Raw genomic sequence first — 23,955 nt, 5'->3', positions numbered from 1 at the left:
TCGTGACAGATCCTAAGGCTATCATTACCGGAGGTAGCCCAATAGCTACTTTGGCTCCAGGAAAAAGTGCGATTGTCACCGCAGAGCATGTGGTCGTGCAGGAAGATATCGATGCAGGTTCTTATACCAATCAGGCTTCAGCCCTTGGTCAGGATACTAATGATGGGGATGTAAATGCGACCAGCAACGAAGTGACTGTTCCAGCGATTGAAAGCGCTCTTCTATTTCCATAGATAAAACAGCCATCACGACTAGTTATGCCGAAAATGGTGAAGTAATTACCTATCAGGTGACCGTCACAAACACAGGGAATGTGACCTTGACAGACGTGGTCGTTACAGATCCATTGACAGGAATGGATGAAGAATTTACTGATTTTGCACCGGGAGACTCAGAAGTCTTTACGACCACTTATACAGTAGATCAGAATGATGTGGATACCGGTTCTGTGCTAAATACAGCCTCGGTTCAAGCGGTTCCTCCAGCTTCTAGCGGTATTCCGTTAGTGACCGATTCAGATGATGAGCTGGTAGAGGCTATTCAGACACCTTCGATAGAGATAGTAAAAACTTCAGATAAAGCAACCTACGATACCCCAGGCGAGATTGTAACCTACACGGTGGTAGTGACGAATACCGGGAATGTGACCTTGTCGGATGTGACGGTAATCGATCCTCTGACTGGATTGGATGAGGAAGTTGGAACTTTGGCTTGAGGCGAAAGCGCCAGCTACGATACACCGATCACCATAACTCAAGATGATATAGACAATGGTTCTATTTCCAACACAGCTTCTGCCAGTGGTTTAGATCCAAATGATGATCAGGTGAACGATACTGATGATGTGTTGATTCAGGCGCTTCAAAATGGTGAAATAACAATCACAAAAACTGCAGATCCTAAAGAATTCAGCGCACCTGGGGTTGTCATTACTTATACGGTTGAGGTAGAAAACACCGGAAATCTAACACTGGAAAATGTAAGTGTAATTGATCCGTTGACCGGTTTGGAGGAAGTGATCGTGCTGATGATTCCAGGTCAGGTAGAAACTTATATCACAACTTACACCACCACTCAGGAGGATCTTGACAACGGCAGTATTCCAAACACCGCGAGCGCAGCTGGTCAAACCACTCAAGGAGTTGATGTTTCGGATACAGATAACGAGTTGGTCACTGGCCAGCAAAGCGCTGCCATACAAGTGATCAAAACTTCTAATCCTAAGTTCTTCAACGCCGCTGGCGAAGTGATTACTTATACGATAGTAGTAACCAACGTGGGTAATGTGACTTTGAGTGATGTGGAGGTGGAAGATCCATTGACTAATTTCGATGAATTGATCGGTGAGATGGCTCCAGGAGAGAGCCGGACTTACACGACTACCTATGCATTGAGTCAAGCGGATGTGGACAATACCACACTGGTAAATACAGCTACTGCGACAGGGCAGGCTCCTTCTGGTGACACCGTCACTGATAGCGATCGGGCTATTGTCTATGTATTTGGCAGTCCAGCCATCGAAATAGAGAAAACAGCCTCGCCACTTACATTCGATGAAGCGAGACTATCACCTATACGATAGAAGTGACAAACATCGGGAATGAGACACTGACTGATGTGACTATCACTGATCCACTTACAGATACAGATGAAAATGTTGGCACCTTGGCACCGGAGGAAAGCACATCCATTCAAGTTACCTACGATGTGACTCAGGATGACCTGGATCAGGGATTTGTAATAAATACTGCTACAGTAACCAGTCTGGATCCTGATTTGGAAGTCGTAACTGCGACAGATGATGCACAAGTACAAGGTTTACGTGCAGGAGCAATCAGCATTGATAAAACTGCCGATCAATTAACTTTTGACAATGCGGGAGATGAGCTCAACGTACACGATCACGGTAACCAATACCGGAAATGTGACTTTGACAGATGTACAAGTGACTGATCCGCTTACTGGCCTTACTTGGGATATAGGTGAAATGATTCCAGGGCAAATTGAAGTTGAGCAGACTTCTTACATCACTAATCAAGACGATATCGATGCCGCTTTAGTATACAATGAAGCTACAGTTACTGGAAATACTCCTTCGGGAAGAGTAGTAACCGATCAGGATAATGCACGAGTGATTTCTAAGAGAGCAGGATCAATTTCTATAGATAAAACACCACTTCAAAGGACCTATAGCGAAGCTGGTGAAGAGATAGAATATGAACTTACCATTACCAATACAGGGAATGTGACGCTGACAAATGTGGAGGTAACGGATCCACTAACTGGCTTCAGTATCATTATTCCGAGCATGGCACCAGATGCGGTAGAAACATACATTGTTTCCTACACAGTGACCCAAGCCGATGTGGATAGAGGAACTATACTTAATGTGGCTACTGTCTCAGGGACAACACCAGCAGACAGGAATGTTTCTGATACAGACAATGCAATAGTTCTGGCAAGAAGAGCTGCTGCTATTGAGATCAGCAAAGAGGCAAATGTAACGACCTATGACGAAGTAGGGGATATTATTACTTATACCTTAACTGTTACAAATACAGGAAATGTAACCTTACGGATGTCGAAGTAACGGATCCATTGACAGAGTTTAGTGAGAGGATAGAAGATTTTTGCGCCAGCAGAAACACAGACTTTCACCACTACTTATACCATCATACAGGAGGATCTGGATAGTGGCAACTTGCCAAATACAGCAAGTGTGACAGGACAGTCACCTGCGAACAGAGCGGTTACAGATTCCGACGATGAACTAGTGACGGCGATTCAATCAGGTGAGATCAACTTGACCAAGTCTGCTGATGTGACTAGCTACGATGAGGTGGAGATGAGATTACCTATACCGTAATAGTAGAAAATACAGGAAACGTTACTTTGACTGATGTGGAAGTTTCAGATCCTCTGACAGATTTGTCTGAAAATGTAGCCACTTTAGCACCAGGAAGAAACAAGAACTTATACGGTAGTTTACACTCAAGATCAGGACGATCTAGATGCTGGACAAGTGATACTGCCACTGCCACAGGTAGCACTCCTACGGATCAGATCGTTGAAGATGATGATTCAGTAACCGTAACAGGTGTGCAGACACCAGCTATAGAATTAGTAAAAGTAGCAGAGGGCGACCCATTCTGAAGCTGGAGAAGTGATTACTTATACCATTACCGTGACCAATACAGGTAATGTGACACTTTCCAGAATTTATGGAATAGATAACCTTACCGGATTGAGTGGATTTATCGACTCTCTTGATCCGGGAGAATCCAAAGTGTTTACAGAGACTTATACTGTGACTCAGAATGACATGGATAATGGAACGGGTATTCAACCAGGCTGGTGCCCGAGGATATGCTCCGGATGGGCAGCCAGGTTCAGGATATCGATGAAGTGACAGTGATCGGGGTACAAAGTCCATTGATCAGTATCACGAAAACTGCAAGTCCTAGCACGTACGAAACTCCTGAAGAAGTGATTACTTATTCGTTGGTAGTAGAAAATACAGGAAACGTTACACTGGAAAATGTGACCGTGAAAGATCCATTGACTTCTTTGGATAGAAATCTAGGTACGTTCGTTCCAGGTCAAATCCAAACAGGTACTACACGATACACAATTACTCAGGCAGATGTGGACGCAGGTGCCGTGGACAACACCGCAAGAGTTTCAGGTACTGCTCCAGACAATAGTTTGGCTCAAGATGAGGATGATGAAACGGTAACAGCGTTGTTAGATCCGGAAATTACCATCGAGAAATCTGCAAATGTGTCGGATTACGATGCTGCTGGAGATGTGATTCGCTACACCATGACAGTGACAAATACAGGAAATGTCACGCTAGAAGATGTTACTGTGAATGATCCGTTGATTCCAGTCAATACTAACGTTGGGACTTTGGCTCCTGGTGAATCTGCTGATGCGAAAGGAAACTACACTGTGACTCAGGAAGATGTAAATAATGGTTCTATTTACAATCAAGCAACTGCTCAAGGCACCTCTCCTCAGAATTCACAAGTCATTGATACCGATGATCTGACGATTGAAGGTATTCAGCTTTCGCAAATAGAAATAGTGAAAACTACAGCGCAAACTACCTATGATGCTGCTGGAGATGTGATTTTCTACACCTTGAAAGTGACCAACACAGGTAATGTCACTTTGACTGATGTAACGGTGACTGATCCGTTGACAGGGCTTGCTTACAATGCAGGATCTTTTGCTCCAAATGAAAGTAAGGAAGGACAAACTAGCTACACCGTAACTCAAGCTGATGTAGATGGAGGAGAATACTAAACGTAGCAAATGTAGTCGGAACTGATCCGAATGATGAGGAAGTGACTGACGATGATGAAGTGACTTCCAAAGCAAATCAGATTGCAGGTATAGAGATTTAATAAAGTGGCTTCGCCAAATCTATACCGCCGCAAATCAAATAATCACCTATACACTGGAAGTGACCAATGTGGGTAATGTTACCTTAACTGATGTGGAAGTCATAGATCCTTTGACTGGTCTATCTGAAATTGTTCCAACTCTAGTGCCAGGTGATTCTGAGCAATTCACGACCACTTATACCGTAAGTCAAGAGGAAGTAGATACTGGCTTTGTAAATAACGTAGCTACAGCAACAGGAACAACCCCTTATGATGATGAGGTGGAGGATAGTGACAATGAACAAATCATCGCTATCCAGAATGGTGCAATTGAAGTGAAGAAAACCTCCAATCCTAAATTCTTCAATGAAGACGGGCAAGTGATCACTTATACGATAGTGGTGACTAACGTTGGAAATGTGACATTGGAAGAAGATGTGGAAGTAACTGATCCTTTGACTGGCTTCAATGAGACAATTGACACCATGGCGCCTGGTGAGAGCCAGACATTCACGACCACTTATACGTTGACTCAGGAAGACGTAGATAATACAAATCTGGTCAATACAGCAAGGGCTACTGGAATTACTCCTGAAGGTGAGGAAGTAGAGGATACGGATAATGCAAGGGTTTATGTGATCGGAACACCTGCAATTGAAATCACGAAAACTGCATCACCGAATACTTTTGACCAAGCTGGTGAAGTGATCACGTACACACTCACAGTCACTAACATTGGAAATGAGACATTGAATAATGTCACCATTCTAGATGAACTTACTGACACTGATGAAAATCTGGGGACTTTGGCACCAGGCGAAAGTTCTACCATAACGACTACCTATACAGCCACTCAGGAGGACCTGGAGAATGGTGTGATTGTCAATACAGCTTCTGTAAGAGGAACAGATCCAGATTTAAGAGTTGTAAATGATACTGACAATGCCAGTGTACAAGGATTGAGATCTGGGGCAATTGGAATAGATAAAAAAGCAAATCAACTGACCTTTGATGAATCGGGAGATGAGTTGACTTATACTATTGTTGTCACCAATGAAGGAAATGTGACCTTGACTGATGTGGTAGTGACCGATCCTCTGACAAGTCTAGAATGGGAAGTTGGAACATTAATCGCCTGGAGAAAGTGCTACGAATACTACTTCATATATCGTGGATCAAGATGATGTTGATGCAGCATTGGTACTTAATACAGCTACTGCCACTGGGCTTACTCCGACTAACAGAACAGTAACTGATTCTGATAATGCACGGGTATTATCGAAAAGATCAGGTGCTATCACCATTGACAAAACGCCACTTCAGAGATTCTATAACGCCGCAGATGAAGTGATCGAATATAGGTTAACTGTCACTAATACAGGAAATGTGACTTTGACCAATGTAGAAGTAACAGATCCTCTGACAGAGACTACGGAGACTATTCCGACGATGGCTCCAGGCGACTCTGAGGTATATACTGTTTCTTACACCGTCACCCAACAAAATGTGGATGATGGATTGATCGTCAATGTAGCTACTGCTTCAGGTACAACGCCTCCTGGCAATACCGTCTCTGATACGGACAATGCTGTTGTATTGGCGAGAAGATCAGCGAATATATCGCTTACTAGAAGAACGGAGTGTTTACGACTTATGATGCTGTTGGAGATGTAATTACCTATACACTCACAGCCACGAATACAGGAAACGTGACCTTGACGGATGTGGTAATCACAGATCCGCTTACAGAATATAGCGTAACTGTAGAAAGTTTGGCTCCTGAAGAGTCTGTAGACTTTATTACTACTTACACCATTGCTCAGGAAGATCTGGATAATGGAGAATTGCCAAATACGGCTACGGTGAGAGGTAATACTCCGGCTGATCGAACTGTAACTGATTCTGACGATGAGTTAGTCACCGCGATTCAAAATGGAGAGATCACTGTTACTAAGACTGCAGATGTAGCTACTTACGATGCAGTTAATGATGAGATTACTTATACTATCCTAGTAGAAAATACAGGAAATGTCACGCTGACTAATGTAGAAGTTACTGATCCTTTGACTGGTTTGACTGAAACAATTCAGACTTTGGCACCTGGAGAATCTAGGACCTATACTGCAGTTTATACAGTAGATCAGGGAGATTTGGATGTGGGACAAGTGGATAATACTGCCACTGCTACTGGTACAACTCCTAAAGGTGAAATCGTAGAAGATGATGATTCTGTCACTGTGGAAGCTGATCAAACACCTGAAATTGACTTGGTGAAAGAGGCGGATAAAGCCGAATATTCTGAGGCTGGAGAAGTGATTATTTACACCGTGACTATTACCAATACTGGAAATGTTACGCTGAATACACTACAAGTCACAGATCCTTTGACAGGTGCGGATGAACCTATTGTGACTTTAGCTCCTGGAGCCAGTCTGTCCAAAGAATTCCCATACACTGTGACTCAAGCGGATGTAGATGCAGGGCAAATAGACAATACTGCTACTGTTACCGCACTGGACCCGAATGGTTTGGAGGTTGAGGATAGTGATGATGTGACTGTAATTGCTATTCAGGAAGGAGCAATACAATTGACCAAAACCGCCAATGTTTCTACCTATGATGAGGCAGGTGATGTCATTAGATATACGATAGTTATCAAGAATATTGGCAATGTAACGTTGACAAACGCTCAGGTTACGGATCCGCTTACAGGATTGGATGAGACTTATGCAAGTTTGGCTCCGGATGAATCTGTGACAATTCGCAGAAACTATACCGTGACTCAAGACGATGTGGATAGTGGACAAAGAGACAACACTGCCAGCGTAACGGCTACTTCCCCAAATCCAGCTGTGGTTACGGATGAGGACATGGTGACAGTCATCGCTGAGCAAAGCCCTGCTATACTAATTGAGAAAGTGGCCGATGTAGCATCATATGATGCTGCAGATGATGTGATTACTTACACCGTGACAGTGACCAATACGGGTAATGTGACTTTGACCAATGTCATCGTTACGGATCCACTCACTGGGATGGAAGAGGTGATTCCGAATCTAGCTCCGAATGAAGTTATGGTGTATACTACTACTTACACCATTGAGCAGGAAGATGTAGATAATGGGTCTGTGACCAATGATGCTAATGTAGTTGGCACTCCTCCTACAGGACCGAATGTGACTGATGAGGATGCTGTGGAGGTGGTTGCTTTGCAGAGTGGTGCTGTTCAATTGACAAAAACTGCCACGCCTAGAATCTTTGATGCACCAGACGATGTGATTACTTACACTTTAACAGTGACTAATACTGGTAATCTGACTTTGACTAACCTTAACCTTGTAGATAGCAGACTGGAAGTGGATGAGGATTTTGGGCCGCTATTGCCTGGAGAAAGCATTACTTTCAATCCAACCTATACCATCACACAGGAAGATGTAGATGCTGGAAGATTAGTAAATACAGCCACTGTAACTGCAGAAACTCCAACTAATGAAACACTAACTGACACGGATGATGTCATAGTGTTTAGAAGAGGTACTTCCAGGTATTGAGATAATTAAGACAGCTTCTCCGATAGTATATGGATTAGCAGGTCAGGTGATTACTTATACGTTGACAGTCACCAATGTTGGTAACTTGACCATTGAAGATGTTGTCATTACTGATGATTTGACAGGCTATACGGAGAATGTGGGGACACTAGCTCCTGGTAATATTGCCATCAGAAATACCAGCTATACGGTTACCCAATTAGACATGGATAATGGAAGCATCACAAATATTGCTTCTGTATCTGGTCAGGCAAGTAATGGAGAGACTGTGACTGATGAAGATGATGCGAAAGTCACAGCATTGACCGCAGGATCTCTGACAATAGACAAGACTCCTAGTCCAAGACTATACAGGGAAGCAGGGGATGAGATTACCTATACTATTGTGATCAGAAACCGTGGTAATGTGACCCTAAGTGATGTTACTGTATCTGATCCGCTGACGGAAATGGAAGTAGCTGTGGGTAGTTTGGCTCCTGGAGCAAGCAGAACCTACACTGAGAATTACACGATTACGCAGGCAGATATGAATGCAGGCTTTGTCAGCAATACAGCTTCTGCTACAGGGACTACACCTAAGGGGCGCGAGATATTGGTGACGGACAATGCGGTGGTAGTTGCACTACGAAATGGAGCTATTTCCCTAGTGAAAACGGCAAATGTGAAAACTTACGATTCTGAAGGGGATGTCATTCCTTACACATTGGTGGTGACGAATAGAGGTAATGTGACTTTGACCAATGTAACTGTCACTGATCCAAATACTGATTTTACTGCAAATGTGGGCACGCTTGAGCCAGGACAGTCAGAGACTCTTTCTACCGCTTACACGATCAGTCAAGAAGATGTAGATGCAGGCTTGTATGTCAATACGGCTACAGCCACAGGTGTTACACCAGCTAGCAGAATAGTTGAAGCAGAGGACGATGAGGAAGTTACAGCTATTCAGAATGGACAGATTGAGATTGAAAAATCTGCAGATATCTCTACCTATACTGAAGTAAATCAGGTGGCTAATTACACCATCACAGTGACAAATACTGGAAATGTGACCTTAAGTAATGTATTGGTCAAAGATCCGAGAACAGGCCTTGATGAAGTTATTACCACTATGGCTCCAGGTGATATAGAATCCTTTGAGACGACTCATACAATAACTCAGGTAGATCTCGACAATGGACAGTACATTAACATAGCAGGCACTAGAGGCACTACTCCTAAAAATGTAAATATTTTTGATGTGGACACAGCGGTAATCAGGGCTATTCAGGAACCATCGATTGTGCTCGTAAAATCTGCAGATGTGGAGGAATACGATGAAGCAGGGGATGTGATCAACTATACTGTTTTGGTAACCAATGACGGAAATGTGTCATTAGACAATGTAGTCGCCAGTGATCCTAAAACCGGTTCTAGCAGAGACTTTGGTACGTTGGCACCGGGCGAGACAGCTACGATATCTGTCAGCTACACCGTCACTCAGGCAGATGTAGATAGAGGATTTATCGAAAATACTGCAAATGTAGTGGGGCTTGATCCAGAAGAAAATGAGGTAGATAGTACAGATGATCTGACTATAGATGGTATTAAAAATCCTGAAATTGAAGTTGTGAAGACTGTTCAGGAAACTACCTACGTAGAAGTCGGTGATGAGCTGAATTACACCATCACTGTGGAAAATACTGGAAATGTAACCTTGACAAATGTCACAGTGACTGACCCATTAACTGAATTGGATCAAAACGTAGGCACATTAATTCCAGGTGAATCTGTATTAATCGAAACAACTTACATCGTTACTCAGGATGATCTGGATTCCGGAACAGTTTCCAACATTGCAACAGCGACAGGCACAGACCCTGATGGTGGAGAGACAGACGGGGAAGATGGAGTTGATGTGGACGGAACTCAGGAGCCATCAATTAGCCTGACCAAGGATGCGAACGTTACCGAGTACGACGAAGCTGGAGATGTGATCCCATATACTTTGGTTGTAACCAATACGGGTAACGTAACCTTAACTAATGTCAACGGAGCAGATGACCTCACGGGCTTGACCAGAAACTTCGGCACCATGGCACCTGGAGAATCCATCACGGTGACGACGAATTATACGGTGACTCAAGAAGATGTGGATCTTGGAGAAGTGACCAACCGTGCGACCGTGACCGGTACAGACCCGGAAAACACCCAAGTGGATGCAGAGGCAGAGGAGATTGTTCCGGGAATCAAAACCCCGTCGCTAACAGTGGAGAAAACTGCCGGACAGCCTACCTATGTAGAAGCGGGTGATGAGATCACTTACACCCTAGTGGTGACCAATAGCGGAAATGTGACCCTGAGCGATGTGACGGTAGAAGATCCATTGACAGACTTAGAAGAGAATGTGGGCACACTTGCTCCAGGGGAATCGGTGACATTGACGTCCACATACACCATTACCCAGGACGATATGGACAATGGCAGCAGAGACAATTTTGCGACAGCGACCGGTACTGATCCTGACGAAAACATAATAGATGGTGGAGATGGGACTACCATTGAAGCGATACAGGATCCTTCGATTGAAGTGGTGAAATCTGCCGACGTTCAGACCTATGACGCAGCCGGTGACGTAATCAATTATGAGTTGATTGTGACCAATACAGGTAATGTGACCTTGACTGGTGTGACGGTAGAAGATCCGATGACCGGATTGGATGAGACAGTGGGTACTGGCACTTTGGCACCGGGAGAATCCGTGACAGTCGTGACCAGCTACACGATTACCCAAGAAGATGTCGACAACGGTGAGGTGATAAATAATGCTATCGCCACAGGTGTTGACCCTGAGGAAGAGGAAGTTGAAGATGAGGACGAGGTAATTATTACAGCGGATCAGCGAGGTGAGATAGATCTTGACAAGTCTGCGGATGTAACCAGTTATGATGAAGTAGGCGATGTGATTACCTATACCTTGTTGGTGACCAATACTGGGAATGTTACGCTTACCGAAGTAACGGTGATAGATCCGTTGACCGGTTTGAGTGAGAATGTAGGGGAACTCTCCCCAATGGAAACAGCCACTCTTACGGAAACCTACACAATCAGCCAGGAAGAGTTAGATGCCGGAAAGGTATACAATTCGGCCACCGTACGCGGATTTACTCCTGCCGAAGATGAAGTTGAAGATGAGGATGATGTGACTGTTCTTGCCCTTCAAGCGGCAGCAATTCAGGTAACAAAAACTGCCGCACCTAGAATATTCGATACAGTGGGCCAGGATATTGTCTATTCGATAGTAGTGACCAATACGGGCAATGTAACCTTGACTGGAGTAACTCTTGAAGATCCATTGACAGGTTATTCTGAGAACATAGATATCATGGCACCAGGTCAGGTATTGAACTTCACCACAAGCTACACGATAGTTCAGCAGGACCTGGAAAATGGAAACGTGCTGAATACCGTGTTGGTTGAAGGAATTGCGCCGGATAATTCCACCGTGGAAGATGATGACAAGGTCAGGGTTTTTGCCGATGGAGAGCCGGGCATAGAAATACAGAAAACTGCAACACCGCTTACTTATGACGAAGCTGGGGAGACGATCGATTATGAAATCGTAGTGAGCAACGTGGGGAATCTGGAGCTTTACGATGTAGTGATCTCCGATCCACTAGTATTGGATGAACCAATTACAGTGGCTTCCCTTGGGGTTGGCGAATCTGTCACGTACAACCTAAGTAGAGATGTGACTCAGGATGATCTGGACAACGGCTTCTTCACCAATACGGCAAGTGTGTCAGCTGTAGATATTAATGAGAAAGCTGTATCTGATCAGGATGAGGCTACCGTAGTAGCTAGGAGAGCTTCCGGTCTGGAGATTACTAAGAGGGCAACCCCGAATCTCTTTGATGAAGCTGGTGATGAGATTACTTATACGCTGACTCTTACCAATACAGGCAATGTGACGCTTACGAATGTCCACGTGCAAGATCCGCTGACGGGCTTGGATGCAGTGATACCAGTGCTGACACCGGGACAAAGCCTAGAAAGAACAACTGTCCTCACAACCACTCAGGAACAGTTGGACATGGGTAGGATAGTTAATAATGCTACCGCAGAAGGCACAACCCCTGCTGGCAGAATATTGAGAGACAATGACCGAGCGGTGGTATTGGGTCAAAGAAGAGGGGAAATCTCTGTTGAGAAAACAGCAACTACTGATGAGTACAATAAGGAAGGGGATATATTGACTTACACCGTTGTGGTGACCAATACAGGCAACGTGACCCTTACAGATGTAACGGTTGAAGATCCGCTAACTGGTATGGAGGTGGAGATAGACACATTGGAACCATCAGAATCCCAGACATTCTCAACCACTTATACTGTGACTCAGGAAGATGTGGACAATGGGGAAGTGTTGAATACCGTGACAGCAGAGGGAAGAACGCCGATAAATAGAAGAGTGAATGACACAGATGATGCTTTAGTTCAAGGTACTCAATCTCCTGCATTGAGTGTAGTGAAAGTGGCTAACCTCAGTACATACGATGAAGTAGGGGAAGTGATCCCATACACCATTGTGGTGACTAACACTGGTAATGTCACATTGACAAACGTTATGGTTGATGATAACCTTACTGGGTATTCCAGAAATGAGGGCACATTGGAGCCTGGAGAATCGGTGACAATAACAACGGACTACACCGTCACTCAGGAGGATATTGACAATGGTAGCATCACCAACCTCGCAACAGCAACAGGTACAGATCCAGACGGAGGTCAGGTTGATGGAGGAGATGGAACTACAATAGATGGGGTTCAGGATCCGGAAATAGATATCGAGAAATCAACCAATGTGACCTCCTATGATGAGCAGGGGATGTGATACCTTTTACTCTGGTAATTACAAATACTGGTAATGTTACATTGACAGCAGTGAAAGTTTCCGATCCTTTAACTGGATACACTGAGAACTTTGGAACCCTTACTCCAGGAGATTCATTTACTACCACCACAAACTATACGGTGACACAGAATGATATAGATAATGGAAGTTTCCTAAATGTGGCCTATGTGGTGGGGTCTGACCCAGAAATGGAAACAGTGGATGATAAAGATGAGGCGCTAGTAAATGCTGTTAATACACCAAGCTTAACAGTGGAGAAAGTAGCAAACGTTGAAACTTACGTAGAAGCAGGTGAGGAGATTCCATACACCATTGTGGTGACGAATACCGGAAACGTGACCTTAACAAACGTGACGGTAACAGATCCATTAACTGGACTGGATGAAAATGTAGGGACATTGGCACCAGGCGAATCAGCCACGGTGACGACTACTTACACTGTGACTCAGGAAGACGTTGACAACGGAGAAGTAACCAACATTGCGACAGCAACAGGAACAGATCCAGAAGGAGGAGAGACTGACGGTACGGATTCGGTGATCGTTCCGGGAACGGATGCACCAAGCTTAACAGTGGAGAAAGTAGCAAATGTCCAAACCTACGTAGAAGCAGGTGAGGAGATTCCGTACACCATTGTGGTGACAAATACCGGAAACGTGACCTTAACAAACGTGACGGTAACAGATCCGTTGACAGGACTGGATGAAAATGTAGGGACATTGGCCCCAGGCGAATCAGCCACGGTGACGACCACTTACACGGTGACTCAGGAAGACGTTGACAACGGAGAAGTAACCAACATTGCGACAGCAACAGGAACAGATCCTGATGGCGGTGAGACTGACGGTACGGATTCGGTGATCGTTCCGGGAACGGATGCTCCAAGCTTAACAGTGGAGAAAGTAGCAAATGTCGAAACCTACGTAGAAGCAGGAGACGAGATTCCATACACCATTGTGGTGACAAATACCGGCAATGAGACCTTGACGAATGTAACGGTAACAGATCCGTTGACAGGACTGGATGAAAATGTAGGGACATTGGCCCCAGGCGAATCAGCCACGGTGACGACCACTTACACGGTGACTCAGGAAGACGTTGACAACGGAGCAGTAACCAACATTGCGACAGCAACAGGAACAGATCCAGACGGAGGAGAGACTGACGGTACGGATTCGGTGATCGTTCCGGGAACGGATGCTCCAAGCTTAACAGTGGAGAAAGTAGCAAATGTCGAAACCTACGTAGAAGCAGGAGACGAGATTCCATACACCATTGTGGTGACGAATACCGGCAATGTGACCTTATCAAACGTAACGGTAACAGATCCGTTGACAGGACTGGATGAAAATGTAGGGACATTGGCCCCAGGCGAATCAGCCACGGTGACGACCACTTACACGGTGACTCAGGAAGACGTTGACAACGGAGAAGTAACCAACATTGCGACAGCAACAGGAACAGATCCAGACGGAGGAGAGACTGGCGGTACGGATTCGGTGATCGTTCCGGGAACGGATGCTCCAAGCTTAACAGTGGAGAAAGTAGCAAATGTCGAAACCTACGTAGAAGCAGGAGACGAGATTCCATACACCATTGTGGTGACAAATACCGGCAATGAGACCTTGACTAATGTAACGGTAACAGATCCGTTGACAGGACTGGATGAAAATGTAGGGACATTGGCCCCAGGCGAATCAGCCACGGTGACGACCACTTACACGGTGACTCAGGAAGACGTTGACAACGGAGAAGTAACAAACATTGCAACAGCAACAGGAACAGATCCTGATGGTGGTGAGACTGACGGTACGGATTCGGTGATCGTTCCGGGAACGGATGCACCAAGCTTAATAGTGGAGAAAGTAGCAAACGTTGAAACCTACGTAGAAGTAGGAGATGAGATTCCATACACCATTGTGGTGACAAATACCGGCGATGAGACCTTAACAAACGTGACGGTAACAGATCCGTTGACAGGACTGGATGAAAATGTAGGGACATTGGCCCCAGGCGAATCAGCCACGGTGACGACCACTTACATGGTGACTCAGGAAGACGTTGACAACGGAGAAGTAACAAACATTGCAACAGCAACAGGAACAGATCCAGACGGAGGAGAGACTGGCGGTACGGATTCGGTGATCGTTCCGGGAACGGATGCACCAAGCTTAACAGTGGAGAAAGTAGCAAATGTCGAAACCTACGTAGAAGCAGGTGAGGAGATTCCATACACCATTGTGGTGACGAATACCGGAAACGTGACCTTAACAAACGTGACGGTAACAGATCCGTTGACAGGACTGGATGAAAATGTAGGGACATTAGCACCAGGCGAATCAGCCACGGTGACGACTACTTACACGGTGACTCAGGAAGACGTTGACAACGGAGAAGTAACCAACATTGCGACAGCAACAGGAACAGATCCTGATGGCGGTGAGACTGATGGTACGGATTCGGTGATTGTTCCGGGAACAGATGCTCCAGGTCTGAGTGTAGTTAAAGTGGCTGGAGTTGAGACTTACTCTGAAGTTGGGGAGGTGATACCTTATACTATTGTGATTACCAATACTGGTAATGAAACTTTGACTGATGTATTAATTACTGATCCTTTGACAGGAATGGTAGAGATACTACCAACTTTGGCTCCAGGTGAATCAGTGACTTATGAGACTAGTTATACAGTTACTCAGGAAGATATCGAAGCAGGTAGTATCACCAATTTTGCGTCTGCATCAGGTAAAGATCCTGACGGAAATGAAGTCGATGGCGGAGATGGTACTACTATAACAGTGGTGAAGATGCCTGCAATCCAGATTGTCAAAGAGGCCGATAAAGAGGCTGTCATTGTAGTGGGCGAAGTCATAACTTATACTTTGACTGTGACAAATATAGGAAATGTGCCATTGGAAGATGTCGAGGTGACTGACCCGCTCACTGGATTGGATAGTACGCTAACCAGCTTGGCGCCGGGAGAATCTATTTTCCTTATAACTTCATACACGGTAACTTCCGAAGATATCGCAGCAGGTGAAACGATTATCAATACAGCTTATGTGACGGCACCTGATCCAGATGGAGGTGAAGATCTCACAGACGAAGACGATGCAGAAACAGCATTGTTGTGTAATGGTGAGACATTGGTGACAGGGGAGATCTTTACTGTTATAGAAAGAGAACCATTGCCAAATGTCCCAGTGGTGTTGATTCCGAATGCTGATACTCAAGGTGACACCTTGATTGTATTAACGAACGGTGCGGGTAGGTATATTTTCAGAAATGTAGCTGAGGGAAATTACACTGTTAAAGTTCTGGACGGGAACCTTCTTAGTAGCCAAAACTTAAGACCAGTTGATGGAGATACAGCTGAGGTGAAAGTTGAGGCATGTGTGTATAGTCCAAATGACTTTAGATATGCCAAGACAGGTGATGGGCCTTCATTTAATCCGGTTATAAGTGGATATGTGTGGTACGATCTGAATGGAGATGCTATCCAAAACGAATGGTATGATGCCAATGGAGACGATGAAGTCACCCAGAATGTTATTACCCCTGGAGTTCCAATTAATATCTTTAATTGGGAGTGGTTTGATCTAAATGGTGACGGAAGCTATGAGGGTCCTGAAAATGAAGGTGAATTGAATAAAGCTGGTTTTGGGAACCCTGCTGGTCAAAATATCTCCATCAAAGGTCCAAATGGCTACGAAGCTATGGCTACTGTAGGTCAGTTTGGTAATTGGAAACACGTGTTGCCACAGGCTGATCCATACGGAGAATATGAGGTGACTTTGGTAACTGATCCTATTTTCGATGCTCAAGGCCTCAAGTTAGGTGCATCTGGATTGGTGAAAGTATTGCCAGATCCTAGTGGTAGACTTACTGAGCGGGATGAAATTAATAAGTTGGTTTGTGAAGTCACTACCGATATCGTGCAGTATGGTACTGTTTCTCAAGACAGTCCTTCTAATTTCGACTTCGATTATGGTTTGCGTTGCTACTTAGTAGATGATGAGGTCAATCTCTCAGTTGAGAAAACTTCTTTCGATGTAGAAATATTTGAAGGTGATGAATTCGAATATGAAGTAGTCATCCGAAACATCGGTGGAGTAGATGCGACTGAAGTATTATTGACTGATGATCTCCCTCAAAACGTAACTTATCTGAGCTCTGAGGTGACAGCCAATAGTAGCAATGCTGTGGTTACCACTTCGGTCACTGGAAGCAGAATCACCTGGGCTATGCCATTATTCTCAGCAGATGCAGAACTGATAATTCGCATTAGAGTTGAAAGCAGGAGATGCAGGTATCATTACGAACGTAGCAGAAGTTAGCTCAAGTGAAACAGATACTGACGAAATGGATAATCAAGATGATGACGTAAATGAAATCTTACCATTCCATATTCCGAATGTAATCACACCGACTACTGTGGATGGAGATAATGACACCTTTGTGATTCAGGGACTTGGCAAGTTTGTGAGCAACGACATTGTCATCTTCAATAGATATGGTGATCATGTCTTTGAGACTGAAGATTACCAAAACGATTGGGATGCCCCAGGTCAAGTCGCCGGAACCTATTTCTACATTTTAAATACTGTAGATAAGGATGGAGGCAAGCATGAATTCAAAGGATGGATCCAGGTAATCAAGGATTAAGTCCACTAGTCAAAGAGTACACTCGACAATGTTTGTCGTAAAATTAGAAAGGCCTTCACGGGCCTTTCTTTTTTGTCTAGTATCTTGCATTCCTAAGACCAGCTACTAAATGAATAACACCCCTCTTGCAGAACGTATGCGACCAACCCGATTGGAGGATCTAATCGGACAGGAGCATTTGTCCTCTCCCAAGTCATTTTTATTTAAAGCGATCAAATCCGGAAATGTGCCTTCTTTGATCCTTTGGGGCCCGCCGGGTGTTGGGAAAACTACCATTGCCAATATCATAGCAAATGAAATAAAAGCGCCTTTCTACACGCTAAGTGCTATAAGTTCTGGGGTAAAAGACATTCGTGAGGTAATCGAAAAAGCAAAGTTTCAACAAGGAGTGGTTCTCTTTATTGATGAAATTCATCGCTTTAATAAGTCCCAACAAGATGCGCTTTTGGGAGCTGTGGAAAAGGGTGTAATTCGATTAATAGGTGCTACAACAGAAAATCCATCTTTCGAAGTAAATGCAGCACTACTATCAAGATGCCAGGTTTTTACTTTGAATTCACTGGGTAAACCAGAACTCGAAGCGATGATCCATCAGGCATTAGAGCAGGATATTGAGTTGAAGAAAATCAAAGTAGAGCTGAAGGAAACCGATGCGCTCCTTCGTATTTCAGGAGGAGATGGGCGAAAGTTATTGAACCTGTTGGAAATAGTAATTGATGGGATAAATGAAGATCCCTGTATAATTACCGATGAAAAAGTGATGCAGATCGCGCAGCAAAAAGTGGCACTTTACGATAAATCGGGAGAGCAGCATTATGATATTATTTCTGCTTTTATCAAATCCATCCGTGGGTCTGATCCGAATGCAGCGGTTTATTGGTTAGCAAGGATGATCGAAGGAGGAGAGGACGTGAAATTTATAGCTCGAAGATTGGTGATTTTAGCTTCAGAAGATATAGGGAATGCCAACCCAAATGCCTTGCTTTTGGCTACAAATTGCTTCGAGGCGGTTAAGATTATCGGCTATCCAGAGTCCAGAATTATCCTTTCCCAGTGCGTTACTTATTTGGCGAGCTCGCAGAAAAGCAATGCTGCTTACATGGCTATCAATCAAGCCCAGGCGTTGGTAAGAGAGAAGGGCGATCTTTCTGTACCACTTCATTTGCGAAATGCTCCAACCAAACTCATGAAGGATTTGAACTATGGAAAAGCCTATAAGTATTCCCATGACTTCCCTGGGAACTTTGTGAATCAAGAGTTTTTGCCAGATGAAATCAAAGGGTTGAAACTGTATGATCCAGGAGAAAATGCTCGGGAAAATGAGCTGAGAAGATACCTTAGCTCGAAGTGGCAAGGGAAATATGGGTATTGAGAATTTTCAATTTTCAAATTCAAGTCTCAATTTTCAAATTTTCCAATTTTTCAATCTTCCAATACTAAAGTCTATAAACCCTATAAAAATAATAGAGAATTGTATTGCCCGATTAAATTTTTTATATATTTGTCACACTAACTATTGGTATGACACAAGAGCAATATTCTAAGTATTCATTTCTATTGGACCGTACGGCCCGAAAAGTGAAGCAATATGCTCAGCAGCAGTTCAAATCAGGAGATTTTGATGTGACCGTTGATCAATGGTTGGTGTTGAAAAACCTATCTGAAAATGACCTCTTAAGTCAAACAGAATTGGCGAATTTGGTCTTTAAAGATCATCCTACGCTGACACGTATTATCGATTTGCTTTGCAAAAAGGGGTATGTGGAGCGAGTGCCACATCCGCAGGACCGTCGTAGTTTTCAGTTGCATTTGACGGAAACCGGAGTTTCGAAAGTGAGTTCTTTACGGCCGGAGATTCTTCAGATTAGAGAGAAAGCATGGGAGAATTTAAGTCCCCATGATTTCGAGGAGTTTAAGCGGATTCTCAATACGATTTATCAGAATCTCAATGGTGAGTCGCTTGGTCAATAAGTAAGTTTAAAGAAAAAGGAAACTTTTAACCGGGGAAGCACCCCAAATTTCATACATCATGATCCATACAGACCTTTGTATTATCGGAGCCGGCCCAGTAGGCCTATTTGCAGTATTTCGAAGCTGGTTTGCTCAAAATGCGTTGTCATCTTATTGATGCCCTGCCTCAGGTGGGTGGTCAGCTTTCGGAGATTTATCCGCAAAAGCCTATTTATGATATTCCAGGATATCGCGGAAGTAAATGCACAGGATTTGGTGGACAATCTGATGGAGCAGGCAAAGCCTTTCTCCCCGACGTTTACCTTAGGAGAGCGAGTTGACCACTTGGATAAGCAGGAAGATGGATCTTTTATCGTGACAACTAGCGACAAAACAAAAGTTCATGCTCAGGTGATTGTGATTGCTGGTGGTTTGGGTTGTTTTGAGCCTAGAAAGCCAGTAGTAGAGAACTTGGAGCTTTTCGAAGGAAAAGGAATTACTTACATGGTGAAAAATCCTGAAACTTTCCGCGATAAGAATGTAATTCTTGCCGGAGGCGGAGATTCTGCTTTGGATTGGACTATCTTCCTTTCTAAAGTTGCCAAAAGAGTAACCTTGGTTCACCGGAATGAGACTTTCCGTGGGGCACCTGATTCCGCTGCTAAGGTATTTGACCTGGCAAATAATGGTAAAATTGATTTGATTCTTTCATCCAATTTGAAAGAAGTATCTGGGAATGGCACCTTGGAATCTGTCACTTTTGTAGATAAGAGCAAAGCAGAAATCAAGATTGAAACTGATTATTTAATCCCACTATTTGGTTTGAGTCCAAAGCTTGGGCCGATAGCTGACTGGGGATTGAGTATAGATAAAAATGCGATCGAAGTAGATACGCGAGATTACTCTACTGGAGTTGACCGAATCTACGCGATCGGTGATATCAATACTTATGCCTGGAAAGCTGAAATTGATTCTTTGTGGATTCCACGAAGCGGCGATCATGATGCATTCTGCTTTCAAATATGTGTATCCTGATCAGAAATTGAGCTTCAAATACACAACCGTTAACGGTGTAAATTCATTTTAATACTATTTTTGCAGCATGGTTAATTTCACTGTAGAAGATCAAGAAGGAAATCGTCAAGAATGCGAAGCGCCAGATGATATGGGCTTCAATCTGATGGAAATTCTCAAAGCATACGAATATCCGATTTTGGCTACCTGTGGAGGTATGGCACTATGTGGAACCTGCCACATCGAAGTGTTGGAAGGCAAGGATGAATTGGGTCAGGCCACGGATCCTGAATTGGATCAGTTGGAAAACTTACCAGAGTACTTTCCTACTTCACGTTTGGCTTGCCAAATCCGGATCGGAGATGTATTGGAAGGTTCTGTACTCAAACTAAGAGGAGAAGATCAGTAAGCGATTACTGTTTTGAATATTCTTAAAGCCACTCAGCAATGGGTGGCTTTTGGTGTTTTTACCGCTGAGATCGCAAAGTTTACGCAGAGTACACAGTTGTCCTGCTTCTCCAGAAGCTGGACTCGATTTTTATTTTAGAAAAGTGTAAATTACTTCAAACTGAAAAGCTATGATCACGAAGACGAAATTGCTAAAGTATATTCAGAAATTTCCTGAAGAAATGTCTAGGGAAGAGTTGATCGAGAAATTACTTTTTGTAGAAGATCTTGAAAAGCGTATTGCTGATTCAGATAGAGGTGAGTTCATTTCTGATGAGGAATTGAAGAAAGATTTCATTTAAAACGTATTGTTTTCAAATATGAGTAGAAAGTTTTTAGGTCTTTTATTAATAGCTGTGATATTTCCTCTATTGAGTTATTCGCAAAAATTTAGCTTTATCGACCCTAATATCAAAGAACTAAAAGCAGATTTAGCTAAAAGTGATTTTGTAGAGGATATATTTTATCTCTACCTAACTCGCAATTATAAAGTAGAATCAAAAAAGCTCGAAATAAGGAATTTTGATTATCCTGATTATGGGATTTGTTCTTTTAGACAAAACTTTGAGTTTGGGATATGTTATTATTCTTATAAATGTGATGAAGCAGGTGGGTTAACTACTGAATTAATTTTGCCTAAAGTTGACATAGCTGACCTAAAAAATTGGATTGAGAAAATATACTATGCTGATTTAACAGAGATTCCAAATGAATGGTACGAGGATGGTGTAACCTATGGTCCTATTGATAGGGAAGTTGGTTGCTATTATCAGATTATGCTTGAAAATGAAAGTTGGATCGTCAGCGCTTATTGTGGTTGCTAGAATGAAGTTTTGAGGATTAATCCCTCAATTTTAATATTGATAGAATAAAAAGTTAATTCACATGAAAATCTACCTATTTGTAATTTCCATTTTCCTCATCACCTCCTCCGCTTTTTGTCAAAATCCAATCGATACAAAAGGCGAATCCCAAGAGATCATAGACCTGATCAGTTCTTATTCCAAAGCTAGGGAGACAAAGGACACAGTGTTGCTGAAGGAAATATTAATAGAAGATGTAGATCAGCTGGTTTCCTCTGGAGTTTGGCGAAAGGGCCTCGCTGAAGCAGTGCAAGGAATGATGGAGAGTTCTACCTCTAATCCTGGTGATAGAACCTTAAAGGTAGAGTCTATTCGTTTTCTGGATCCTGATGCGGCCATAGTTGATGCTCGCTATGAGATCAAAAATGGAGATGGGACTGTCAGAAAAATGTGGAGCACCTTTGTCGTGGTGACAGAGACCGGGCAATGGAAAATTTCCGCTATTCGGAATATGCTTCCTGCAGGTGGCTGATTTGCATCCTATTGTAGGAGTGACCTACTTTTACATGAATTGCTATTGTGATCCTATATTTTGGCTTAATTTCACCCTGAAATTTATTTTTAGACAAAAATTTATTCAAATAGCACCATTACCAAACCCTAATATTATGAAGAGAAAATTATTAATCCTGCCGGCCCTGCTTTTAGCCGGAATGAGTTTTGCTCAGGAAGTTGACCTTGCGGCAATTGAAAAAATCAAAAAAGAAGGCTTAGAAAATTCAAAAGTAGAGGAAATCGCATTTCAGTTAGTGGACAAGGCTGGCCCGAGGTTGAGTAATTCCGAAGGTTACGAGCGGGCTGTGGATTATGCTATCCAGCAGCTTTCAGACTGGGGTTTACAAAATGCCAACGCCGAACCTTGGGGAGAATTTGGTCGAGGCTGGGAAATGGAAAAGAGCTACATCGCGATGACTTCTCCTTATTACATGCCTTTTATTGCAATTCCAAAAGCTTGGACAGAAAGCACAAAAGGAGAAGTAAGTGGCAAGGTTTATTTTCTTGACATAAAAACTGAAGAGGACTTTGCAAAATACAAGGGTAAACTCAAAGGTGCTATAGTTGCAATTAAACCAACGGGAACCCAAGAGCCTACATACGAACCTGATGCTGTTCGATATACAGCCGAACAATTGCATGGAATGGAGCATCCAGCGCCAAGAGGTGGCGGAAATGGTAGTTATACTCCAGAAATGATTGCTGAATTAAGAGCAGCTAGAGCTTTTTCACAAAAAATAAATGAGTTCATTGCCAGTGAAGGTCCTGCTTTGATCATCAAAGGAGTAAATGGGCGTCATGGAACGCTATTCACAAGCAGCCCTAGAGGTTATATTAAAGACACCCCAGAAGGAATTCCAGAATTGGAAACTGCTCCTGAGAATGTGAATTTGATGGCTCGATTAAGTGAAAATGGGGTAGAAGTGGAGATAGAGGCAGAGGTGAAAACTCGTTTTAGAACAGAAGATCTTCAGGGGTATAATGTAATAGCAGAAATTCCAGGTTCTGATCCTTCATTGAAGTCAGAAGTGGTGATGCTTGGTGGACACTTAGATTCTTGGCATGGAGCCAACGGAGCGACTGATAATGCTGCAGGATGTATTGTAATGATGGAAGCGGTGAGAATATTGAAAGCTACAGGTCTTCAACCAAAGCGAACAGTGCGTATTGCCCTTTGGGGAGGTGAAGAGCAAGGTTTACATGGCTCTAGAGGATATGTGGCAAAACATTTTGGTGATCGTGAGACAATGGAGTTGAAACCTGAGCACGAAAAGTTGTCTGCGTATTACAATATTGATAACGGAACAGGTAGAATTCGTGGGATTTACCTTCAGGGAAATGCTCGCAGCAGAGCCGATTTTCAATGAGTGGTTTTTGCCTTTAGATGATATCGTGGAAGATCGTACGATCACCATCAGTAATACGGGTGGGACAGACCACCAAAGCTTTGATGCATTAAGCCTTCCAGGATTTCAGTTTATCCAAGATCCTGTGGAATACCGAACTCGTACTCATCACACGAATATGGATACATTTGAAAGATTGGAATTGGATGATTTGAAGCAAATGGCAGTTGTTATTGCTTCATTTGTGTATAATACAGCTCAAAAAGATGAAATGATTCCGAGAAAAGAATTGAGGAAAGTAGAATAAAGAATAACTATCAACCACATCGAAAACGGGTATAAAGT

Annotated in this window: 23 protein-coding genes and 2 pseudogenes; all 25 read left to right on the top strand. The window is 43.4% G+C overall.

Annotation, left to right across the window (positions count from 1 at the left end; all coding sequences use genetic code 11):
• Positions 1 to 2 precede the first annotated feature (2 nt).
• The 25 genes and pseudogenes from AC0L6R_RS17305 to AC0L6R_RS17185 all read left to right on the top strand — a co-directional run bounded on the left by AC0L6R_RS17305 (position 3) and on the right by AC0L6R_RS17185 (position 23,917).
• Positions 3 to 233 (top strand): DUF7507 domain-containing protein, encoded by a 231-nt coding sequence (locus AC0L6R_RS17305; protein ID WP_473272314.1) that lies wholly within the window; start codon positions 3 to 5, stop codon positions 231 to 233.
• Positions 224 to 715: a DUF7507 domain-containing protein gene (locus AC0L6R_RS17300; RefSeq protein ID WP_473272345.1), complete on the top strand. Its 492-nt coding sequence runs from the start codon at positions 224 to 226 to the stop codon at positions 713 to 715. Before AC0L6R_RS17305 ends, AC0L6R_RS17300 begins: the two co-directional genes overlap by 10 nt.
• 12 nt (positions 716 to 727) lie before the next feature.
• A pseudogene (locus AC0L6R_RS17295) lies at positions 728 to 823 on the top strand (DUF7507 domain-containing protein); the annotation flags it as partial.
• Positions 824 to 826: 3 nt separating this feature from the next.
• Positions 827 to 1,582, top strand: coding sequence for a DUF7507 domain-containing protein (locus AC0L6R_RS17290; protein WP_473272313.1), 756 nt, complete (start codon positions 827 to 829; stop codon positions 1,580 to 1,582).
• 2 nt (positions 1,583 to 1,584) lie between these two features.
• A complete protein-coding gene (locus AC0L6R_RS17285) occupies positions 1,585 to 1,953 on the top strand; it encodes a DUF7507 domain-containing protein (protein ID WP_473272312.1) in 369 nt (122 codons plus the stop codon).
• Positions 1,883 to 2,590: a DUF7507 domain-containing protein gene (locus tag AC0L6R_RS17280; RefSeq protein ID WP_473272311.1), complete on the top strand. Its 708-nt coding sequence runs from the start codon at positions 1,883 to 1,885 to the stop codon at positions 2,588 to 2,590. The genes AC0L6R_RS17285 and AC0L6R_RS17280 overlap by 71 nt, the downstream gene beginning before the upstream one ends.
• Before the next feature lie 36 nt (positions 2,591 to 2,626).
• Positions 2,627 to 2,866 (top strand): DUF7507 domain-containing protein, encoded by a 240-nt coding sequence (locus tag AC0L6R_RS17275; RefSeq protein WP_473272344.1) that lies wholly within the window; start codon positions 2,627 to 2,629, stop codon positions 2,864 to 2,866.
• 35 nt (positions 2,867 to 2,901) lie between these two features.
• Positions 2,902 to 3,153 carry a hypothetical protein gene (locus AC0L6R_RS17270; RefSeq protein ID WP_473272341.1) on the top strand — a complete coding sequence of 84 codons (252 nt, stop codon included), beginning with the start codon at positions 2,902 to 2,904 and terminating at the stop codon, positions 3,151 to 3,153.
• A 10-nt stretch (positions 3,154 to 3,163) separates the two neighbouring features.
• The gene (locus AC0L6R_RS17265) at positions 3,164 to 3,409 is read left to right on the top strand and encodes a DUF7507 domain-containing protein (protein WP_473272309.1); all 246 of its coding nucleotides are present in this window, start codon (positions 3,164 to 3,166) and stop codon (positions 3,407 to 3,409) included.
• The gene (locus AC0L6R_RS17260) at positions 3,376 to 4,308 is read left to right on the top strand and encodes a DUF7507 domain-containing protein (RefSeq protein ID WP_473272308.1); all 933 of its coding nucleotides are present in this window, start codon (positions 3,376 to 3,378) and stop codon (positions 4,306 to 4,308) included. Before AC0L6R_RS17265 ends, AC0L6R_RS17260 begins: the two co-directional genes overlap by 34 nt.
• A 100-nt stretch (positions 4,309 to 4,408) precedes the next feature.
• Positions 4,409 to 5,572, top strand: a complete 1,164-nt coding sequence (locus AC0L6R_RS17255; RefSeq protein ID WP_473272340.1) for a DUF7507 domain-containing protein — start codon at positions 4,409 to 4,411, stop codon at positions 5,570 to 5,572.
• Positions 5,559 to 6,062, top strand: a complete 504-nt coding sequence (locus AC0L6R_RS17250; RefSeq protein ID WP_473272307.1) for a DUF7507 domain-containing protein — start codon at positions 5,559 to 5,561, stop codon at positions 6,060 to 6,062. Before AC0L6R_RS17255 ends, AC0L6R_RS17250 begins: the two co-directional genes overlap by 14 nt.
• Positions 6,029 to 7,939: a DUF7507 domain-containing protein gene (locus tag AC0L6R_RS17245; protein ID WP_473272306.1), complete on the top strand. Its 1,911-nt coding sequence runs from the start codon at positions 6,029 to 6,031 to the stop codon at positions 7,937 to 7,939. Before AC0L6R_RS17250 ends, AC0L6R_RS17245 begins: the two co-directional genes overlap by 34 nt.
• A 46-nt stretch (positions 7,940 to 7,985) precedes the next feature.
• Positions 7,986 to 12,812, top strand: a complete 4,827-nt coding sequence (locus tag AC0L6R_RS17240; protein ID WP_473272305.1) for a DUF7507 domain-containing protein — start codon at positions 7,986 to 7,988, stop codon at positions 12,810 to 12,812.
• 41 nt (positions 12,813 to 12,853) lie between these two features.
• A complete protein-coding gene (locus AC0L6R_RS17235; RefSeq protein ID WP_473272339.1) occupies positions 12,854 to 17,167 on the top strand; it encodes a COG1361 S-layer family protein in 4,314 nt (1,437 codons plus the stop codon).
• Positions 17,121 to 17,495, top strand: a complete 375-nt coding sequence (locus AC0L6R_RS17230; RefSeq protein ID WP_473272304.1) for a gliding motility-associated C-terminal domain-containing protein — start codon at positions 17,121 to 17,123, stop codon at positions 17,493 to 17,495. The genes AC0L6R_RS17235 and AC0L6R_RS17230 overlap by 47 nt, the downstream gene beginning before the upstream one ends.
• Positions 17,496 to 17,604: 109 nt before the next feature.
• Positions 17,605 to 18,867, top strand: coding sequence for a replication-associated recombination protein A (locus AC0L6R_RS17225; RefSeq protein ID WP_473272302.1), 1,263 nt, complete (start codon positions 17,605 to 17,607; stop codon positions 18,865 to 18,867).
• Between the two features lie 149 nt (positions 18,868 to 19,016).
• Positions 19,017 to 19,466 carry a MarR family winged helix-turn-helix transcriptional regulator gene (locus AC0L6R_RS17220; RefSeq protein WP_283411736.1) on the top strand — a complete coding sequence of 150 codons (450 nt, stop codon included), beginning with the start codon at positions 19,017 to 19,019 and terminating at the stop codon, positions 19,464 to 19,466.
• A 58-nt stretch (positions 19,467 to 19,524) separates the two neighbouring features.
• Positions 19,525 to 20,532, top strand: a pseudogene (locus AC0L6R_RS17215) (NAD(P)/FAD-dependent oxidoreductase).
• A gap of 15 nt (positions 20,533 to 20,547) precedes the next feature.
• Complete coding sequence (locus tag AC0L6R_RS17210; RefSeq protein ID WP_283411734.1) at positions 20,548 to 20,868, top strand: 2Fe-2S iron-sulfur cluster-binding protein; 321 nt, start codon at positions 20,548 to 20,550, stop codon at positions 20,866 to 20,868.
• A gap of 169 nt (positions 20,869 to 21,037) precedes the next feature.
• Entirely contained in the window at positions 21,038 to 21,208 is a 171-nt protein-coding gene (locus AC0L6R_RS17205; protein WP_473272301.1) for a hypothetical protein, read from the top strand.
• Between the two features lie 18 nt (positions 21,209 to 21,226).
• Positions 21,227 to 21,730, top strand: a complete 504-nt coding sequence (locus AC0L6R_RS17200; protein ID WP_473272300.1) for a hypothetical protein — start codon at positions 21,227 to 21,229, stop codon at positions 21,728 to 21,730.
• A gap of 61 nt (positions 21,731 to 21,791) precedes the next feature.
• On the top strand, positions 21,792 to 22,241 hold the full coding sequence (locus AC0L6R_RS17195; RefSeq protein WP_473272299.1) for a YybH family protein: 450 nt from the start codon (positions 21,792 to 21,794) through the stop codon (positions 22,239 to 22,241).
• A gap of 136 nt (positions 22,242 to 22,377) precedes the next feature.
• A complete protein-coding gene (locus AC0L6R_RS17190; RefSeq protein WP_473272297.1) occupies positions 22,378 to 23,631 on the top strand; it encodes a M20/M25/M40 family metallo-hydrolase in 1,254 nt (417 codons plus the stop codon).
• Positions 23,603 to 23,917: a M28 family peptidase gene (locus AC0L6R_RS17185; protein ID WP_473272296.1), complete on the top strand. Its 315-nt coding sequence runs from the start codon at positions 23,603 to 23,605 to the stop codon at positions 23,915 to 23,917. The genes AC0L6R_RS17190 and AC0L6R_RS17185 overlap by 29 nt, the downstream gene beginning before the upstream one ends.
• Positions 23,918 to 23,955 lie beyond the last annotated feature (38 nt).

It is taken from the genome of Algoriphagus sp. 10J20-15 (assembly GCF_055809615.1).
The sequence above is the reverse complement of the archived record's forward strand: the minus strand, read 5'-3'. Positions and strand labels throughout refer to the sequence as shown.

Coding starts and splice junctions, on each gene's coding strand:
- AC0L6R_RS17205 (WP_473272301.1), top strand. CDS start 21,038: ATGATCACGAAGACGAAATTGCTAAAGTATATTCAGAAATTTCCTGAA.
- AC0L6R_RS17225 (WP_473272302.1), top strand. CDS start 17,605: ATGAATAACACCCCTCTTGCAGAACGTATGCGACCAACCCGATTGGAG.
- AC0L6R_RS17200 (WP_473272300.1), top strand. CDS start 21,227: ATGAGTAGAAAGTTTTTAGGTCTTTTATTAATAGCTGTGATATTTCCT.
- AC0L6R_RS17190 (WP_473272297.1), top strand. CDS start 22,378: ATGAAGAGAAAATTATTAATCCTGCCGGCCCTGCTTTTAGCCGGAATG.
- AC0L6R_RS17185 (WP_473272296.1), top strand. CDS start 23,603: ATGCTCGCAGCAGAGCCGATTTTCAATGAGTGGTTTTTGCCTTTAGAT.
- AC0L6R_RS17210 (WP_283411734.1), top strand. CDS start 20,548: ATGGTTAATTTCACTGTAGAAGATCAAGAAGGAAATCGTCAAGAATGC.
- AC0L6R_RS17260 (WP_473272308.1), top strand. CDS start 3,376: ATGGGCAGCCAGGTTCAGGATATCGATGAAGTGACAGTGATCGGGGTA.
- AC0L6R_RS17220 (WP_283411736.1), top strand. CDS start 19,017: ATGACACAAGAGCAATATTCTAAGTATTCATTTCTATTGGACCGTACG.
- AC0L6R_RS17195 (WP_473272299.1), top strand. CDS start 21,792: ATGAAAATCTACCTATTTGTAATTTCCATTTTCCTCATCACCTCCTCC.
- AC0L6R_RS17280 (WP_473272311.1), top strand. CDS start 1,883: ATGAGCTCAACGTACACGATCACGGTAACCAATACCGGAAATGTGACT.